The sequence below is a fragment of the Nesterenkonia sedimenti genome, from assembly GCF_012641515.1.
Lineage (GTDB): Bacteria > Actinomycetota > Actinomycetes > Actinomycetales > Micrococcaceae > Nesterenkonia > Nesterenkonia sedimenti.
The window spans coordinates 38,914-55,086 of record NZ_JABAHY010000015.1 but is presented as its reverse complement, the minus strand read 5'-3'; the positions used below and the strand labels follow the sequence as shown (position 1 = coordinate 55,086).

Genomic DNA, 16,173 nt, shown 5'->3' with positions numbered 1-16,173 from the left:
CCAGCAGAAACCCACCCAGACCCCTGGGCAGGGCGCTGCTGGTCGACCCTACATGACATCAAAAGTCATAAGCATCATCCCCCGGATCAGACTCGAGCAGATCCCGGGGATGAGGAGCATTGGAGCTTCACCCAAGAGCCCTGGATGAAGAAGGCGAATACATCTCAGAATCGGACCCTGGCCCACCACCAGATTGGGCAGTAGACGATGCTGCCTAACCCCGGCCTGCCTTTCCCTCCGCCACTCACAACCCCGGCCCCGGGGCCAGTGGTGGAGGGAGGGGAAGCAAGGTGGCCGTGTACCTCTCCAGGGATTGTCCCCTGAATGCGGGCACAAACCCGGCGAGACTCCTCGCATCGAAGGGACCAACCAGAAGCCCCCAGCTCTTTCAAGGAGTCACTTCCAACCCTCAGGCAGGGAACCCACCCGCCCCACCTTCATTGCACGAACTTCACGACTTGGCCCCGGAAACGGACTGGCCACAGTAGCTTGAAAATTTCATAGAGACCCCGGGGTGGCGACGGTTGGGGACTGTCGCAGTTCGTAGTCAGGGAATAGTCCTGGCTGTGAATGCGTCAGTATGGTGCGGAAACAGTTCTAAGTGATCAAGGAGCCTGAATGACTGCCACCGCCACCGCTGAACCTCGCCTCGATCAGGGAGCGCTCGACTCCCTCTTCGCTGATGCCCACACCGTGCATAAGTTCAGCTCCGAGCCCGTCGACCCCGAGGTGGTGCAGCGGGCATACGAGGATCTTCGGTGGGCTCCCACTGCTTTCAACGCTCAGCCGCTGCGACTGACCGTCCTGACTCCCGGTGCTGAGCGCGAAGCAGTCGTGGAACACTTCATGGAAGCCAACCGGCAAAAGTCCCTTGAGGCTCCCCTGACCGTGATCGCCGCGTACACCGAGGACTGGCACGAGCACATGCCCCAGCTGGCGCCCCAGAATGAGGGTGCGCGCGAGAAGTTCGGCACCCAGGAGAAGATGCGCAAGGTCGTCGGTGAGCAGTCCGCCCTCATCCAGGTCGGTTACCTCATTCTCGCCCTTCGGGCACGAGGACTGGAGGTCGGCCCCATGACCGGTCTGAGCCCCGCCGGAATCGACTCCGTGGTGCACACCGAGAACGGCTGGAAGACCCTAGTTGCCATCAACATTGGCCTCCCCGCCGCCGACGGGGCAGTACGGCCCCGAGGAGGCCGTTTGGAGTTCGAGCAGGCCTCACAGGTGTTCTAACCAACCCTTCAGGAACCTTTGAGGTTATATCCTCTGCATATGCAGTAAGGACACCTAGATTGGCAGTGGCAGGTTGAAGTAAACCGCCTATCAATCCTCGACAAGAAGGAGGCAGCATCATGGCTGAAATCTCACTTCCCGGAGTCAAGATCGCACTGCTGACCACCAACGGTGTGGAACAGCCCGAGCTCACCGAGCCCTACGCCGCCATCAAAGACGCAGGTGCCACACCTGTCATCGTCTCCCCTGAGGAGAAGCAGATCCAGGCGATGAAGGGCGACTGGGAGCACGCAGACCACTTCGATGTGGACGTGCATCTGCCCTCCGCAGATGCAGGGGACTACGACGCCCTGGTCCTGCCCGGCGGGACCCTCAACGCTGACACTCTGCGAGTCGACGAGGACGCCCAGGAATTCGTCAAGGCATTCTTCGACGCAGATAAGCCGGTGGCATCCATCTGCCACGGCCCCTGGATCCTCACCGAGATCGGGCAGGTCAAGGGACGCAAGATGACCAGCTACGCCTCTCTGCGTACCGACCTCACCAACGCAGGTGCCAACTGGGTGGACGAATCCGCCGTAGTGGACGGCAACTTGGTCACCTCCCGCAACCCCAATGATCTCGAGGACTTCAACCGCAGCTTCCTGACCCTGGTCTCCCAGCGTACGGTTGGAGCATGAGCACACCAGTACCCGAACCAACCACCACCGGTCAGCTGCGTCGCGAGCGGCTGCTGGCCTCCCGCCTCTACGTCTGCACGGATCTGCAGCGTTTCATCACGAGGCCGGAGGCCGGCCCGGTGGATGAGTTGGACTTCGACGCCCTCCGGCAGTTCTACGTGGATGCGTATGCCGGAGGCGTCGACATCATCCAGGTCCGGGACAAGAAAGTCTCCGCCCGGACCGAGATTGCAGCACTGACCCTGCTGAAACAGGTCGCCGATGAATTCGGTGGGCTCTCCGCGGCCAATGACCGCGCAGATCTCGCCCTGATCAGCGGCGTCGACGTCTTCCACGTCGGCCAAGAGGATCTCGCCACCGACCAGGCGAGACAACTGCTCGGCGATGACGTCGTCATCGGACGTTCTTGCCGCACCTTTGAACAGGTGCGGGAAGCCGACTCCGATATCGGTGTGGACTACTTCTGCACCGGACCAATCTGGGAGACCCCCACCAAACCAGGCCGGGCCGCGGTCGGCACCCAGCTGCCGCAAGAGGCAGCCAAACTGGACTCCGCAAAGCCCTTCTTCGCCATCGGCGGGATCAACGCGGAGAACATCGGGGAGGTCACCGGGGTCGGCGCCGACCGCGTGGTGGTCGTCCGCGCGGTGACCGAGGCTGTTGACGTGACTTCCGCCGCGAAGGCTCTGCGCGAGCAGCTGCCTGCTTAGCCTTCTTTCCCTTCTTCGGGCCTGCCGCCGGCTCCAATTGGCTTCGCCCGGAAGACTGTTTCCGTCCCCGGGCGAGGCCAATGAACTCCTGAATCTCCGGCGAATCCTTCGCGCGCAGCCACACCAAAGAAACAGTGAAGCCGGGGTGGTCAGTCAGGGTCCTGATCACCACGTCTTTGCGGCTCAGCGCCCGTGCCACGGAGTTCGGCAGCAGCAACAGTCCCGCGCCCGAGGCCACCACCTCCATGGCCATACGCTCATCAGCAGCCAGTTCCGCCCCGGAACCACTGACCCCCATATCAGCGGGGTCAATAAACGGCTCCTCGGCGATATCCACCCAGTCCACCGCCTCCTCAGCAGCTGCCACCCAGTGATCTGAGGCAGCACACACCACGGCCTGCTCCGTATAGATCTGCACCCGGTGGAAGAGCTCCGTCTCGGATAGCTCAGCGAGGTCCCCGGAACTGCCATCAGAACCGCCCGGCTCCTGCGCCCGGTGCCGAAGATAGCCGATATCCGCCTCTCCGGATCTCACCCGCTGAAGTGCACCGGCGTCCTCGTCATACCGAACCGTCAACGGGATCTCGGGGTAGCGCTGACGCCAGCGGCTGACCCACTTATCCGGGCTGGCTCCCGGGATAGCACCGAGTACCAGCCCCTGGGGTGGCTCGCCATCCTCTTGCTCGGGCAGTATCGGGCGGTTGCTGGTCATGCTGGGAACTTTACTACTGGTGATCCGCTCCGAACCCCATGGCAGTCACCCCGAAAGAAAAACCTCCGGCTGCCTCACCACTGATGTCAGGGTGAGACAGCCGGAGGCGGAGTTTCAGGGATAACTGATCAGTGCTCAGCTGACCTTTTTGCGCAGGAAGTCCACGCTGCGCTCCCAGGCGAGCTTAGCCTTCTCAGCGTCGTAGGTGCCGATGAGGTTCTCGTCATTGTGGAAAGCGTGGCCGGCGTCGTAGTAGAAGAACTCGACCTCAGCACCGGACTCCTCACGGATCTGGTCCTCCTGCTGGCGGGCCTGCTCCTCGGGGTACATCTCATCCTGCTTGGCGTAGTGACCCTGCACGGCAGCCTTGACCCCGGTGTAGGACTCCGGCACAGCCTGGCCCACGCCGTAGAAGGGCACAGCCGCGGAGACCTTCTCACCCTGCTGAGCGGCCAGAGCGAGTACGAAACCACCGCCCATGCAGAACCCGATGGCGCCGACCGACTTCGAGGTGACCGCCTCATGGGCCAGCAGGAAATCAGTGGCACCGGCCAGCTGCTTGGCGCCCTCGTCAGCCGGCAGTTTAGACATCATCTCGCCGGCCTCATCACCGTCGTGGGTGATCCATCCGCCGTAGAGGTCCGGCGCCAGGGCCACGAAACCCTCAGCTGCCAGACGGTCGGTGACTTCCTTGATGTGGTCAGTCAGACCCCACCATTCCTGGATGACGATGATGGCCGGGCCCGAACCCGAAGGCGGAGTGGCGAGGTAGCCGTGGCCGGTGTCAGTGACATCCGAATCAGGGAGCGGGAAGGTGATGTTCTGGTGGGGTGTCTTCTCTGCCATGGGATCCTCCTTCAGGAAACACGTCGACCCTCCTCAGCGTACTGAAGAGGGCCGACGTCGTGAAGTGCGTCTTGGAATAGGGCTAACCGCCGCCGGGACTACTCCAGCTCGTCGGCCAGTTCGGTCTCGTAGAGCTCCTCGAACTCAGCCTGAACCCGCTCCAGCTCCTCGCGCACATCGGCGTCGGCGCTCAGGACATCCTGCAGGGTCTCGGCCAGCTCGAGGTCAGCGCCGGGCAGGAAGACACGGGCGTGGTCCTGAACGCGGGCCCGGTCCAGCTGCTCCACTGCGGTTTCGAACTGGGGCTGCTCCTCGTAGACCGAGGACATATCAGCGTCCTGGTGGGAGGGGACGTAGCCGGTGGCCTCGGAGAAGTAGGCCTGGGACTCAGCCGAGGTCATATGACCGACGAACATGGCCGCGGCCAGCTGCTCCTCGGGATCGGAGGCGGAGGCGATCATCAGACCGGCACCACCAGTGGGGGTCTCACCCTCGGCGGCGGGACCATCGGGCAGGAAAGCAGTGCCGACCTCGAAGTCCGCAGCCTCCAGGATGCCGCCCAGGGATCCGGTGGACTGGATGGTCATCGAGGAGACCCCGGAGGAGAAGTCATCGGTCTGGGAGCTGGCGGAGACATGAGCCCAACCGTCCTGGACACCGGACTGGGCGAACTCAATGGCCTCGGCCGTGGCGTCAGAGCTGACCATGGAGAGGTCCCACTCATCGGACCAGCCGCCGCCGTAGCCCCAGACGAGGTTCGCCAGACCCCATGCGGGGTACTCATTCGATGGCGGGAAGGAATAGCCGTAGCTGGCGATGTCCTCATCAACGATTGTCTGGGCGTATTCGGCGACTTCCTCCCAGGTTTCGGGGGCGCCGTCGAGCCCTGCCTCCTCAAAGTGATCCACGTTGTAGTAGAACAGCGGGGTGGAGCGGGCGTAGGGCACACCATAGTGGTGGTCCTCGTAGAGGTAGTCCTCGTAGAGGGCCTCAACATAGCCGGATGAGTCGACGTCGGCGGCCTCCAGGAGGTCATCCACAGGTGCCAGTGCGCCATTGAGGTAGTTGGGGAACCAGGTGGCGTCGGAGAGCACGATGACGTCAGCGTTGTCACCGCCGCCGGTCTGGAACCAACGGTTGGTCTCCTCGTAGTCGGCACCGGAGGTGATGACATTGACCTCGATGCCGGTCTCTTCGGTGAACTGCTCGATCAGCTCGTTCTCCTGGTCCTCCGAGCCACCGGGGTGGTTGGTGGCGAAGGTGATCTCATCGGCCGGTTCGACATCCGACCAGTCGGTGTCGGCGACCTGGTCCTCAGCGGACTCCCCACTGGTGTCAGGACCGCAGGCGGTCAGCACCAGGGCAGCCATACCGAAGACGGCAGTGCCCTTCCAGGTGGCGGAAAGAGTGCTATTCCTCATTGAAGTGCTCCTTGCTCGGGTGAAACGGGGCTTAGGTGATTCGGGTTATTTGACCGCGCCTTGGGTCAGGCCGGCCACGATGTAGCGCTGCAGGCAGGCGAAGATGATCAGCATGGGCACGATCACCAGGACCGCCCCAGCCATGAGAATTCCGTAGCTGGCGACGTCGTCCTCCACACTGCGCAGCTGGTTCAGGGCTACCGGCAGGGTCATCGTCTCGCGGGTATCAGTGATGATCAGCGGCCACAGGAAGCTGTTCCACTCATTGACCACGGTGACCAGGGTGACAGTGGCGATGGCCGGCATGGAGACCGGCACCGCGATCTGGAAAAGCTTCCGGAAGTGGCCGGCGCCGTCGAGGTCAGCGGCTTCGAAGAGTTCCTTGGGCAGGGATTTGAAATGCTGTCGCAGCAGGAAGGTTCCGAAGGCTGTGCCGAGACCGGGCAGGATGATGCCCCACAGGGTGTCACGACCACCGAGGGCTTCAATAGTCATGAAGTTCGGCAGCATGGAGACCTCCGGCGGAACCATCAGGGCCACCAGGATCCCCAAGAAGATGATGTTGGCCCCGGGGACCCGGATGAACACCAGTGCGTAGGCGGTGGTGATCGCCAGCAATACTTTGATCGTTGAGCCCACGGTGGTGACGATGACACTGTTCTGGAAGACCTGCAGCAGCGGGATCCGCCGGTCCACGGTCTCGTAGTTGGACAGTGTGGGGTCATTGGGCAGGAAGCTGGGCTCCAGGGTGACGATCTCGTTGACCGGTTTGAAGCTGGAGGAGATCATCCAGGCCAGCGGCAGCACAATGATCAGCAGCGCGATCAGGATCGGCAGGTAGCCGGTCAGCAGAGTGTCGGCGAGATTGCGACGACTGAAAGCATCGCGCCAAGTCCCCCGGCGCAGCTGTTTGCGCTGGTCACGGGACTTCTTCTCGGGGTCCACCGTGGGGTTGGTCCGGGTGTGGGACTCCGGTTTGGGCTCCACCGGACGGCTGCGGGTGGGGTAACGGTTATCAGTGCTGGAACTCACTGGTAATGCACCTTCCTCTCCACGAACCGCAGTTGGACGGCGGTGATGATGAACAGGGTGAAGAACAGCACCACTGCGATGGCCGCAGAGTAGCCAGCCCGGTTGTACTGCCCAAAGGCCTGCAGATAGATCTCGAAGATGATGGTATTGGTGCCGTTACCGGAGGGGGTCATCACCCGCAGAATGTCGAAGGCGTTGGTCATCGAGAAGATGATGTTGGTGACCAATAGGAAGAATACGGTGGGGGTCAGCAGCGGCAGCACAATGGAGAAGAACCGGCGTACGGCACCGGCCCGGTCAATAGTGGCCGCCTCCAGGAGGTCTTTGGGAATCGACTGCAGACCCGCCAGGAAGACCACCGCGCAGTAACCGAGGTTCTTCCAGACATAGACGATGATGACCATCACCAGGTTCCAGTCGCCGTCGAGGAACCAGGCCGGAGAGTCGATGCCGAAGGCAGCCAGAATATGGGCCAGGGCACCGCGCTGGGGGTCGAAGATGAACATCCAGACCAGGGCCACCCCGACTCCGGAGAGTACATAGGGGCTGAAGACTGCAGTGCGGGCGGCGGTGCGGCCGGGGATCTTCTTATTCAGCACCAGGGCGATCAGCAGACCCAGGACCATAGAGCCGATGACGGCCCCGGCGGTGAAGATCGCGGTGACCCGCCAGACCTCGAGACCGGAGGGTGAGGTGAAGAACCGGATGTAGTTGGACATGCCCACCGGATCGGCAGTGGGGGATCCCAGCCGCCAGTCCAAGGTGGAGTAGTACATATTGCTGATCAGCGGGTAGTAGATGAACGCCAGGATCAGCAGGATATTGGGACCGGCGAAAAGCAGGAAGAGCGCCCAGTTCTTGGAGCTGGCCCGACGGCGGGCCCGTTTGCGGGCGGCCGCCAGTTCGGCTTCAGTTGGAGTGGAACGCTGCGCGGACTCAGATGGCGCGCTATCCGGCGGCGATTCGACAGTCGTCAAGCAGTTTCCCCCTCAGGTGGTGGCATCTACGCTATGGTCAGCCCTCTGGTCGACTCTTAGGTGTACCCCAGGTGAACTGCGGGTGAAGTATGAGTGTGATCACCCGCACACACCTGGAACGGTCTAGTCCATAGTAACCGCTGATCTCAGTTGGCCTTGAGGGAATGTCCAGGATGTTCGAAAAGTTGTCCCTAAGCGGGGAGCAGTATCGTTGTTCGTGGCGCTGACCAGGAAGGATGCTTGTGGATCAGGTAATGGCGATCATTCTTGCCATAGTCCTGGTCGCCCTCTTGGCAAATTTCGTGGCCGCACTGGTGGCTTTTGTGCGGCGGGGCTTCCATGAGAACTGGCTGCTGGTTGTTCTGCTGACCGGTACCACCGGGGCAGGCATGATCGCGCTGCTGATCGTCCTAGAGGACATCCTCGATGAAAACCTCAACTCTCCCTTCCGGCTCTTAGATGGGGCCCTCATCCTCACCGGTACCGCGGCACTGACCGCTGCCGTACGTGCTGCTGCTGGCGCTCGGACCCGCCAGGATGCCGCCGAAGGCCACGACTCCACCGGTTCAACCGCACCCAGGAGTGATAACCCATGAGTGCAGGTGGTCGACCATGAGTCTCGTCGCCGATATTTTGGCTGCCCTGCTGATCCTGGCCGGAACCTTCTTCTTCACCGTCGGGACCCTCGGGCTGATCCGGTTCCCGGATGTGCGCTCCCGGCTGCATGCCCTCACCAAGGCCGACAATCTGGGGCTGGGCCTGGTGCTGGCCGGTGCCGCCCTATGGCTGGGTGACTGGGCGATTGCCGGACTGATGCTGCTGTGCTGGATCTTCGCCTTGGCCGGAGCTTCGGTCTCCGCCCATGTGATCGCGGGACTGGAGGCTGACCACGCCAGCGAGCGCGAACCGGTGCATTCGGTGGACCCCGGGGAGGAGCAGAAGAACCAGGAGAGTACGACGACGCCGCGGGAGGGGGATCAGCCGTGATCTCTCCGGTGGATCTTGCCCTGGGCGCTGCAGTGCTGCTGGTGGCAGGTCTCAGCCTGGTACCCCGGTCCCGTCTGGTGGTGACTATGGGGTTCTTGGCCCTGGGCGTGTTGGTCACGATGGTTTGGCTTCGCCTGGATTCTTTGGATGTCGCTCTGGCTGAGGCAGGTATCGGCACCGGGCTGCTCTCCGGGCTGATGGTGTGGTTGGCTGTGCGCAGTCCCGAACCGCCTGGTGCCGGTGGCATGGAGCCCAGCCCTCGTCTGCCCTGGCTGCGGCCGGCGGTGGGCGTGGTCTGTGGGGCGGTGCTGACTGTGGTCACCGCTGCGGTGTGGCTGCGGGTGGAGGACCGGCTGCCGGCCTGGGGTGGACCGGTTGAGGAGCAGCTTCCCGATACTGGGGTAGAGCACGGGATCACCGGGGTCCTGCTGGCCTTCCGCGCCTACGACACACTGCTGGAATCAGCGATTCTGATGCTGACCGCCGCAGCGGTGATGGCCCTGTCCAGCACGAATCTGCATCAGGCTGCTGCCCCCATGCCGCCGGTGCCCCTCGCCCTGCCCTGGGCAACCCGCCTTCTGGTGCCGGCACTGGTGCTTCTGGGGCTGTGGCTGCTCTTCGCCGGTTCCCGCGACTCCGGCGGGGCCTTCCAGTCCGGGGCGGTATTGGCCGCCGCCCTGATTCTGATGCGCACCTCTCATATCGACCTGCGCGGACTCAGTACCTATCTGCTGCGCCCTGCCCTGGTGGTCGGCGTCGTGGTTTTCATTCTGGCCGGGCTGGTGGGGCCGATGCTGGGGCTGCCCTGGCTCTCCTGGGATCCGGATTGGGCCTTCGCGGCAGTGCTGACAGTTGAGGTTCTGCTGACCACCGGGATCGCCGCCGGTCTCTACATGCTGTTTCTGACCCTGGAGAACCCCGAGGGGGTGCGCTGATGCTGGAGCTGGGATTCGATGCGATCACCTGGTACTTGGTGATCAGCACGGCAGTGCTGATGTTCGGCATGGTGCGTCTGCTGCTGGTCCGGGATCTGGTGGCCCGGCTGGTGGCCCTGGATGTCACCGGCCTCGGGGTGCTGCTGATGCTGGTGGCTCTGGCTGCCCGTTCCTCAGATGAGACCGGGGCCCAAGCGGCCGAAACCGGGGCTGCGGGTCCGGATGCTGTACTGCAGGCGCTGGTGATCACTGGTCTGGTAATCGCGGTGGCCTTCACCGGGCTGGGTGCGGTGCTGATCCGTCGTATTGAAGGAGCCAAGGACACCGAAGGCTCGGATTCCGGGGAGGAATCTCCCAGCACAGCCGGCGAAAGGGACCGCGATGACTGAGCTGGTGGAGTTCAGCCTCGGAGCCCTGGTGCTGTTGCCGTTACTGGCAGCAGCGGTGGTCATGCTGATCGGCCATACTGCCCGCCGGGTTCTTGGTGTGGTGACCGCAGTGGTGACTGCCGGGTTCACTGTGCCGGTAGTGGCAACAGTGGCCGACGGAGACGCCCCGGAGTTGGTGCTGGGTGGGTTCACCGCGCCCCTGGGGATTACCCTGCGCGGTGACGGTCTGGCGGCAGTCTTCCTGGCTGGCACCGCCCTCATTGCCGTGGTGCTGACCGTTTTCGCCGCCCTGGTGCCGGCAGCTACCGGGGAACATCTGACTCCCTCAGGGTGGCGGCCGGGCCATCCGGGGTTCTGGCCACTGTGGCTGGGCTGCTGGGCGGGGCTGAACGGGGTCTATGTCTCCGGGGATCTTTTCAACCTCTATGTGGGCCTGGAGCTGGTGGGTCTGACAGCGGTGGCCCTGGTGGCCTTGGGGGGCCGGAAGTCCTGGGACCCGGCCCTGCGGTATCTGTTCATCGCGGTTTTGGGTTCGCTGCTGTTCCTCACTGGTGTGGGTCTGTTGGCCGCGGTGACCGGGACGCTGGATATTGCCCAGGCCCGGGCGGTACTGGAGGAGGTGGAGGATCCCACTGCTGGGCTTCTGGCGCTGAGCCTTATGACGGTGGGCCTGGGCATGAAGATCGCCCTGGTGCCGATGCATCGGTGGCTGGTTCCGGCACATTCAGCTGCTCCGGCGGTAGTCTCTCCGATTCTGTCTGGACTGGTGATCAAAGCCGGTTTGGTGATCCTGCTGCGAGTCTGGCTCTGGGCTGTTCCGCTGGTGGCCGAGGCTATCTGGTTGGCCTGGCTGCTGGGTGCCCTCGGCGCGATTGCGGTGCTGGTGGGTTCAGTTTTGGCGCTGCGCCAGGACCGGCTGAAACCACTGGTGGCCTATTCGACTATCGCCCAGATCGGGTATTGGTTCCTGGCCTTCCCGCTGCTGGTGACAGAGCACGACGACGCCGGGGCCGCCCCGGGTGCCTATAGTGCGATAGTTGCCCTGGCGGTGGGCCATATGGTCGCTAAGGGTGGTCTCTTTGCAGCCGCGGGGTATCTCAAACTGCGCTTCGGCACTGATGAGATCGCCCGGCTGCGCGGCGCCGGTGCCCAGTATCCGGCGTTGATCCTGGCCATGGGCGCCTGCGCGGTGGGGCTGATCGGACTGCCGGTTTCGCTTGGTTTCGCCGGTAAGTGGCAGTTGGCCACCGCCGCGGTGGGGGCTCAGCAGTGGTGGGTCGTCGTCGTCATCGCCGCCGGTACGCTTTTGGCCGCTGGCTATCTGCTGCGCGGGATCGCGCCTCTGCTCTTACAAGCCCCGCAGGAGTCGGATCACCAGCTTCCCGATACCGGGGATGAGACGGCACCGGCGGCTGCCGGTTCGAAAACCCGGGCAGAGGGGGCCGGGGAACTGCTGATTCTGCTCCTGGGTGTGGCCACTATCGGCACAGGTTTCCTCGGCTCCTGGATCTATGACCTGCTGGGGGTCGGCCTATGGTGAATGATCTCCTGCCGCTGATTCTGGTGCTGCTCTCGGTGTCCGTGGCGGTGGTGATCTTCCCCCTGCCGGAGCAGGCGGCGAGGCTGCGCAGCACGGTCAATATTGCCGGGGCAGTGACCAAGGTGGTCCTGGTCATGCTGTTAGTCCCGGTGGTTGTGGCCGAAGGCGCCCGCCCCGAGTTCAGTATTCCTTTCCTGCCCACCGGTGATGGGGAGGCTATCCCGCTGGTGCTGAGAGTGGACCCGCTGGCTCTGTTCTTCGCGGGGCTTTCAGCTCTGCTGTGGCTGCTGACCACGATCTACGCGATCGGTTATCTGAAGGGTAAACCGAACCGGAGCCGGTTCTTCGGGTTCTTCAGTCTCTGTGTGGCAGCCACAGTGGGGTTGAGTTTCTCGGGGAACCTCATCACCTTCTTGGTCTTCTATGAGCTGCTGACCCTGGTGACCTATCCCCTGGTGGCTCATTGGGGTGATGAGAAGTCTCTGCAGGCAGCGAAGCTGTATATGCGTTATGCCCTCGGTGGTGGTGTGGCGGTGCTGATCGGTGTGGTCTGGTTGACCATGGAGGCCGGTCCGGTGGACTTCGCCGAGGGTGGCGCTGCCGATGTCGCCGAGCTGGCAGCGACCAGCCCCGGTCTCGCAGCGCTGATCTTTGTGCTGCTGATCGGTGGGCTGGGCGTGAAGTCCGCCCTGGTGCCCCTGCATTCCTGGTTGCCGGCGGCGATGGTGGCTCCTGCCCCGGTTTCGGCCCTGCTGCATGCAGTGGCGGTGGTGAAAGCCGGTGTCTTCGGCATTGTCCGGGTGGTCGATGATGTCTACGGGATTGAGGTCGCCTGGGAACTGGGGGTATTGACCCCGCTGCTGGTCATCGCCAGTTTCACGGTGATCTATGGCTCCTATCAGGCGCTGCGTCAGAGCGAGATCAAAAAGCGCCTGGCCTTCTCCACCGTCTCCCAGGTCAGTTACGTGGTCCTGGGGGTGACGATGTTCTCGATGGCGGCCACCGCCGGTGGGGTGGTGCATCTGGTCCATCAGGGCATTATGAAGATCACCCTGTTCTTCTGCGCTGGGTTGTTCGCTGAGGCGATGGGCGCCCATAAGATCTCTGAACTGCGCGGCGCTGGCCGGCGGATGCCCTGGACCTCGGTGGCTTTCACTATCGGTGCCTTCGGGATGATTGGACTGCCTCCGACGGCCGGATTCATCTCCAAATGGCAGTTGGGCCTGGGCGCCCTGGAGTCTCCGCATCCCTGGGTGCTGGCGGTGCTGGTGGTCTCCTCCTTGTTGAATGCGGCGTATTTCCTTCCTGTGGTCTGGCTGATCTGGTTCGGTGAGACACCGGATCCAGAAACCGACGACGACGCCGCTGGCGGCACGAAGGTCAGGGAACCGGCCATGCTGCTGGTACCGGCGGTATGCACTGCGGTGATCACTGTGGGTGTGGGCGTTGCGGCATCGTTGACCTTCGCGCCTTTGGAGATCGCGCGCTTCATCGCTGAAGGGGTGTTCAGCTGATGATGGGCACTGAAGCTATCCTCTTGGGTCTGAGTCTTCTGATGCCCTTGGTGGCGGTGGCAGTAATCGCTCTGGCCGGCACTGTGAATAAGGTCCGGGCCCATCGGATCCGCCGCATGACAGCTATGGCCTCCCCGCTGGCAGTTCTGCCTGCGGCCTTGCTGACTGTCATCTTTGATGAGGCCCAGCTGGATCTGCCCTGGTTGCTCTTCGGCACTGGGTTGATGATGGATGCCCCGGCCCGGGCGCTGACCCTGATTGCTGTGCTGCTCTATGGGGCGGCACTGACCGCCATCAGCTGGGTCAAGGCAAGAGATGCCGAACGTGGTTCAGGGGCGCTGAGTGCTTTCCTGTTGGTGTGTTTCACCGGCAATATCGGCACCTATCTGGCCGCGGATGCCCTGAGTTTCTATCTGGCGTTTACCGTGATGAGTTTCTCTGCTGCGGGGCTGGTGATTCATTACCGGACTGAGGCTGCACGCCGGGCCACCCGGATTTATCTGATTATGTCGGTGATCTCAGAGACTGCGATCCTGGCCGGCTTCATTCTCTTGGTCACCGCCGAGGCCGGTGGGGTCACCGGTTCTGCACCCACGGGTCTGGTTACCGCCCTGCTGCTGATCGGTTTCGGGGTCAAGGCCGGTACCGTTCCGCTGCATGTCTGGTTGCCGGTGGCTCATCCGGCTGCTCCCCCGGCGGCCTCAGCGGTGCTCTCCGGGGCGATGGTCAAAGCCGGTCTGATCGGCTGGCTGCGGTTCCTCCCTGAGGCCGGGGGGAACACTGGGGCCAGTGAGGCTGGGTTGTGGGATGCCGAGGTGGTGGCCACTGCCGGCGGGGTTCTGCTGGCCCTGGCCCTGTTAGGTGCCTTCGCCGCCGTCGTACTGGGTGTGGTTCAGCAGGACCCCAAAGTGGTGCTGGCCTATTCGACGATCTCGCAGATGGGGTTCATCTCTGCGCTGGTGGCAGTGGGGATGATGGTGCCTGCGTTAGCGGGGCTGACCGCAGCGGCAGCGGTGCTTTACGCGGTCCACCACGGACTGGCCAAAGGGGCGTTATTCCTCGGTGTTCCGGTGGTCAAACACTATGGGACCGGTTTCACCGGCTGGCTGGTGCTGATCGGTATGGCCGGTGCGGCCCTGGCCGTGGCAGGTGCACCGCTGACCTCGGGGGCCTATGGGAAGTATGTCTCCAAGACTGCGGTGGAGGAGATCACTGTGCTCGGCATCGGTCTGGATCAGATTCTGCCGCTGGTGGCCACCGGTTCGACCTTATTGCTGCTGCGGTTCGGGTTCCTGATCTGGCAGCAGAACCGTGAGACTGAAGCCTCGGCGAGGGCGGGTGCCCAGGAGGGTGTGGCCGGTTGGTTGACCCACGCCGGGCCGCTGTTCTCCTGGTTGGGTGTCTGTCTGGCTGGGATCCTGGTGCCCTGGCTGATTGGGCAGTACTGGCTTGCCCAGCAGTGGGTTCCGGAAACCGGTGAGATCAGTTGGAGCCCCTCTGCGCTGTGGGATGCCCTCTGGCCGATCCTCTTGGGCCTATTGGTGGGCTTAGCAGCGGTGGTGCTTCGTTGGCGGACCGAACCCTGGGCTCAACGGAGCCTTCTGCAGCCCGGGGATCTTCTGGTAGCTGAGGAGTCCCTGGCTGCTCGGAGCTGGCGTGGCACCTCCTGGGGACTGGATGCGGTGCATGCCAGCTCGGCGAGATTGCAGTCGGCCTCGGCGCGCAGGGCTTCCCAGCTGACCGATGCCGGTCAGCAGGGGACTATACGCACGGAGTCGGTGCTGAAAAGCTGGGAGGGCTCAGGGCTGGTGGTGCTGGTTCTGGTGGCCATTGCCGTAGTGGTGACCATCTGGGGAGGTGTGTGGTGATGAAGTATGTGGTGGCAGTGCTGCTGCGCGCAGCCGTGCTGAGCCTGTTGTGGGTTTTCTTCTCCGGCTCCTGGGTGGAGTACGCCGTCTATGGTGCGGTCTCGGTGGTGGTAGCCACCGCAATCAGCCTCTGGGTGATGCCTCCGGTGGGGCCTGTGCGGGTGGGCAGGTGGCCCCGGCGGATGTGGTTCTCACTGCGCCTTATGGTCTGGTTCGGTTGGCAGTCAGTGCTCGGCGGTGTGGATGTGGCGGTGCGATCGTTGCGCCGCCCGGTGCAGATTGAACCGGCGGTGATCACCGCGGAGATCCGGCTGCCTGAGGGCAATGCCCGGCAGTTGGCGATGGTGATGATGAATCTGATGCCCGGCTCCATGATTCAGCGAACTCTCGACTCCTCCGGCGCCACCGCGCAGACCACCGGCCAAGGGCCCACCTGCGTACCCGAACAGGTGGAACTGCATACTCTGGCCGCCGAATTGGACCCGGCTGATCAGTGGCAGCAATTGCAGCACCGGGTCGCCCGGGCCTTCGCCTGAAGAGCTGCCATCCAGATACATACGCAGGCTTGGACAACTGGCCAGGTTCCTGGGAGGGGATCAACTAGCAAGGATCGAGTGATGACTTGAGCATGGGTGATCCTGTCCAGGGAGCGTAGACTAGTGAGAAGATCATTCGGAAGGAGACCCGGCATGCGCCAAATTACTGTGACGCTCAGTGATGAGGCTGCCCAGGCATTGGACCAGGCGATCGCTGATGGACAGTTCAGCTCCCCGGATGAGGCAGTCAACCTGAGCATTCTGGATGCTTTCGCTGATACAGACCAGATTGTGCGTTCCGCAGAGTTCCTCCACTTCCTCAATGAGGTGGCGATTCCGGCTGGCGAGCGACTCAAGTCAGACCCCTCCCGCGGACTCAGTATCGAGGAAGTGCGCAGTCGGTTTGCACAGAAGCGGCGCAAGCGAGAGCGGGAACATCAGGCAGCGTGAGCCCGGCAGAATACCGGATCGTCATTGCTCCGGAGGCATATGAGGATCTGGATGAGATCTGGGACTACATCGAAGATCTTGCCCAGGATCCCGCGCTTGCGAACAGGTATATCACCCGACTACTGGCCAGTGTCGAGAACCTGACCATGTTCCCCGAAAGCAGGCCAAGCCTTGCTGATGTTCGCCCTGGCTACCACTACTTCCAGCATGAGAAGAAGATTGTCGTTGTGTTTGAAGCTGTGGCCGAGGCAGTACACATTGTGGCCTTCTACTCCAGCCGGCAAAACTGGAGGAGTAAACTCCGCCGCCAGTTTGGCCAATAGCTCGAACCAAGGAGTTTCAG

At 63.0% G+C, this 16,173-nt stretch carries 19 protein-coding genes; 14 read left to right on the top strand and 5 right to left on the bottom strand.

The window, feature by feature from the left end:
• The 4 genes from HGQ17_RS15100 to thiE all read left to right on the top strand — a co-directional run.
• Positions 1-204, top strand: a 204-nt coding sequence (locus HGQ17_RS15100; RefSeq protein WP_211090657.1) for a hypothetical protein, incomplete at its 5' end; no start/stop codon positions are given.
• Positions 205-618: 414 nt separating this feature from the next.
• Positions 619-1,233 (top strand): malonic semialdehyde reductase, encoded by a 615-nt coding sequence (locus HGQ17_RS12685; RefSeq protein ID WP_168888318.1) that lies wholly within the window; start codon positions 619-621, stop codon positions 1,231-1,233.
• A gap of 119 nt (positions 1,234-1,352) precedes the next feature.
• Positions 1,353-1,913, top strand: coding sequence for a type 1 glutamine amidotransferase domain-containing protein (locus HGQ17_RS12680; RefSeq protein WP_168888317.1), 561 nt, complete (start codon positions 1,353-1,355; stop codon positions 1,911-1,913).
• On the top strand, positions 1,910-2,623 hold the full coding sequence (gene thiE, locus HGQ17_RS12675; RefSeq protein WP_168888316.1) for a thiamine phosphate synthase: 714 nt from the start codon (positions 1,910-1,912) through the stop codon (positions 2,621-2,623). The genes HGQ17_RS12680 and thiE overlap by 4 nt, the downstream gene beginning before the upstream one ends.
• Here thiE and HGQ17_RS12670 read toward each other — a convergent pair.
• From HGQ17_RS12670 to HGQ17_RS12650, 5 genes are all read right to left on the bottom strand, one after another.
• Complete coding sequence (locus HGQ17_RS12670; protein WP_168888315.1) at positions 2,520-3,335, bottom strand: LysR family transcriptional regulator substrate-binding protein; 816 nt, start codon at positions 3,333-3,335, stop codon at positions 2,520-2,522. The two genes, thiE and HGQ17_RS12670, sit on opposite strands and share 104 nt — an antisense overlap.
• Before the next feature lie 135 nt (positions 3,336-3,470).
• On the bottom strand, positions 3,471-4,181 hold the full coding sequence (locus tag HGQ17_RS12665) for a dienelactone hydrolase family protein (RefSeq protein ID WP_168888314.1): 711 nt from the start codon (positions 4,179-4,181) through the stop codon (positions 3,471-3,473).
• Positions 4,182-4,279: 98 nt separating this feature from the next.
• Entirely contained in the window at positions 4,280-5,602 is a 1,323-nt protein-coding gene (locus HGQ17_RS12660; RefSeq protein ID WP_168888313.1) for an ABC transporter substrate-binding protein, read from the bottom strand.
• Between the two features lie 45 nt (positions 5,603-5,647).
• Entirely contained in the window at positions 5,648-6,508 is an 861-nt protein-coding gene (locus tag HGQ17_RS12655) for a carbohydrate ABC transporter permease (RefSeq protein ID WP_229503562.1), read from the bottom strand.
• A 122-nt stretch (positions 6,509-6,630) separates the two neighbouring features.
• Positions 6,631-7,611 carry a carbohydrate ABC transporter permease gene (locus HGQ17_RS12650; protein ID WP_168888312.1) on the bottom strand — a complete coding sequence of 327 codons (981 nt, stop codon included), beginning with the start codon at positions 7,609-7,611 and terminating at the stop codon, positions 6,631-6,633.
• Positions 7,612-7,865: 254 nt separating this feature from the next.
• Here HGQ17_RS12650 and HGQ17_RS12645 point away from each other — a divergent pair, with 254 nt between their 5' ends.
• The 10 genes from HGQ17_RS12645 to HGQ17_RS12600 all read left to right on the top strand — a co-directional run bounded on the left by HGQ17_RS12645 (position 7,866) and on the right by HGQ17_RS12600 (position 16,153).
• The gene (locus HGQ17_RS12645) at positions 7,866-8,207 is read left to right on the top strand and encodes a hypothetical protein (protein WP_168888311.1); all 342 of its coding nucleotides are present in this window, start codon (positions 7,866-7,868) and stop codon (positions 8,205-8,207) included.
• 16 nt (positions 8,208-8,223) lie between these two features.
• On the top strand, positions 8,224-8,598 hold the full coding sequence (locus tag HGQ17_RS12640; RefSeq protein ID WP_168888310.1) for a cation:proton antiporter: 375 nt from the start codon (positions 8,224-8,226) through the stop codon (positions 8,596-8,598).
• Complete coding sequence (locus HGQ17_RS15760; protein WP_168888309.1) at positions 8,595-9,533, top strand: MnhB domain-containing protein; 939 nt, start codon at positions 8,595-8,597, stop codon at positions 9,531-9,533. The genes HGQ17_RS12640 and HGQ17_RS15760 overlap by 4 nt, the downstream gene beginning before the upstream one ends.
• Positions 9,533-9,922, top strand: a complete 390-nt coding sequence (locus tag HGQ17_RS12630; RefSeq protein WP_168888308.1) for an NADH-quinone oxidoreductase subunit K — start codon at positions 9,533-9,535, stop codon at positions 9,920-9,922. Before HGQ17_RS15760 ends, HGQ17_RS12630 begins: the two co-directional genes overlap by 1 nt.
• Positions 9,915-11,462 carry a complex I subunit 5 family protein gene (locus tag HGQ17_RS12625; RefSeq protein ID WP_168888307.1) on the top strand — a complete coding sequence of 516 codons (1,548 nt, stop codon included), beginning with the start codon at positions 9,915-9,917 and terminating at the stop codon, positions 11,460-11,462. Before HGQ17_RS12630 ends, HGQ17_RS12625 begins: the two co-directional genes overlap by 8 nt.
• Complete coding sequence (locus HGQ17_RS12620) at positions 11,456-12,976, top strand: complex I subunit 5 family protein (RefSeq protein ID WP_168888306.1); 1,521 nt, start codon at positions 11,456-11,458, stop codon at positions 12,974-12,976. The genes HGQ17_RS12625 and HGQ17_RS12620 overlap by 7 nt, the downstream gene beginning before the upstream one ends.
• Positions 12,976-14,844 carry a proton-conducting transporter transmembrane domain-containing protein gene (locus HGQ17_RS12615; RefSeq protein ID WP_211090656.1) on the top strand — a complete coding sequence of 623 codons (1,869 nt, stop codon included), beginning with the start codon at positions 12,976-12,978 and terminating at the stop codon, positions 14,842-14,844. The genes HGQ17_RS12620 and HGQ17_RS12615 overlap by 1 nt, the downstream gene beginning before the upstream one ends.
• Positions 14,844-15,380 (top strand): Na+/H+ antiporter subunit E, encoded by a 537-nt coding sequence (locus HGQ17_RS12610; protein ID WP_168888305.1) that lies wholly within the window; start codon positions 14,844-14,846, stop codon positions 15,378-15,380. Before HGQ17_RS12615 ends, HGQ17_RS12610 begins: the two co-directional genes overlap by 1 nt.
• A 153-nt stretch (positions 15,381-15,533) precedes the next feature.
• The gene (locus HGQ17_RS12605) at positions 15,534-15,830 is read left to right on the top strand and encodes a hypothetical protein (protein WP_168888304.1); all 297 of its coding nucleotides are present in this window, start codon (positions 15,534-15,536) and stop codon (positions 15,828-15,830) included.
• Positions 15,827-16,153, top strand: a complete 327-nt coding sequence (locus HGQ17_RS12600; RefSeq protein ID WP_168888303.1) for a type II toxin-antitoxin system RelE/ParE family toxin — start codon at positions 15,827-15,829, stop codon at positions 16,151-16,153. Before HGQ17_RS12605 ends, HGQ17_RS12600 begins: the two co-directional genes overlap by 4 nt.
• Positions 16,154-16,173 lie beyond the last annotated feature (20 nt).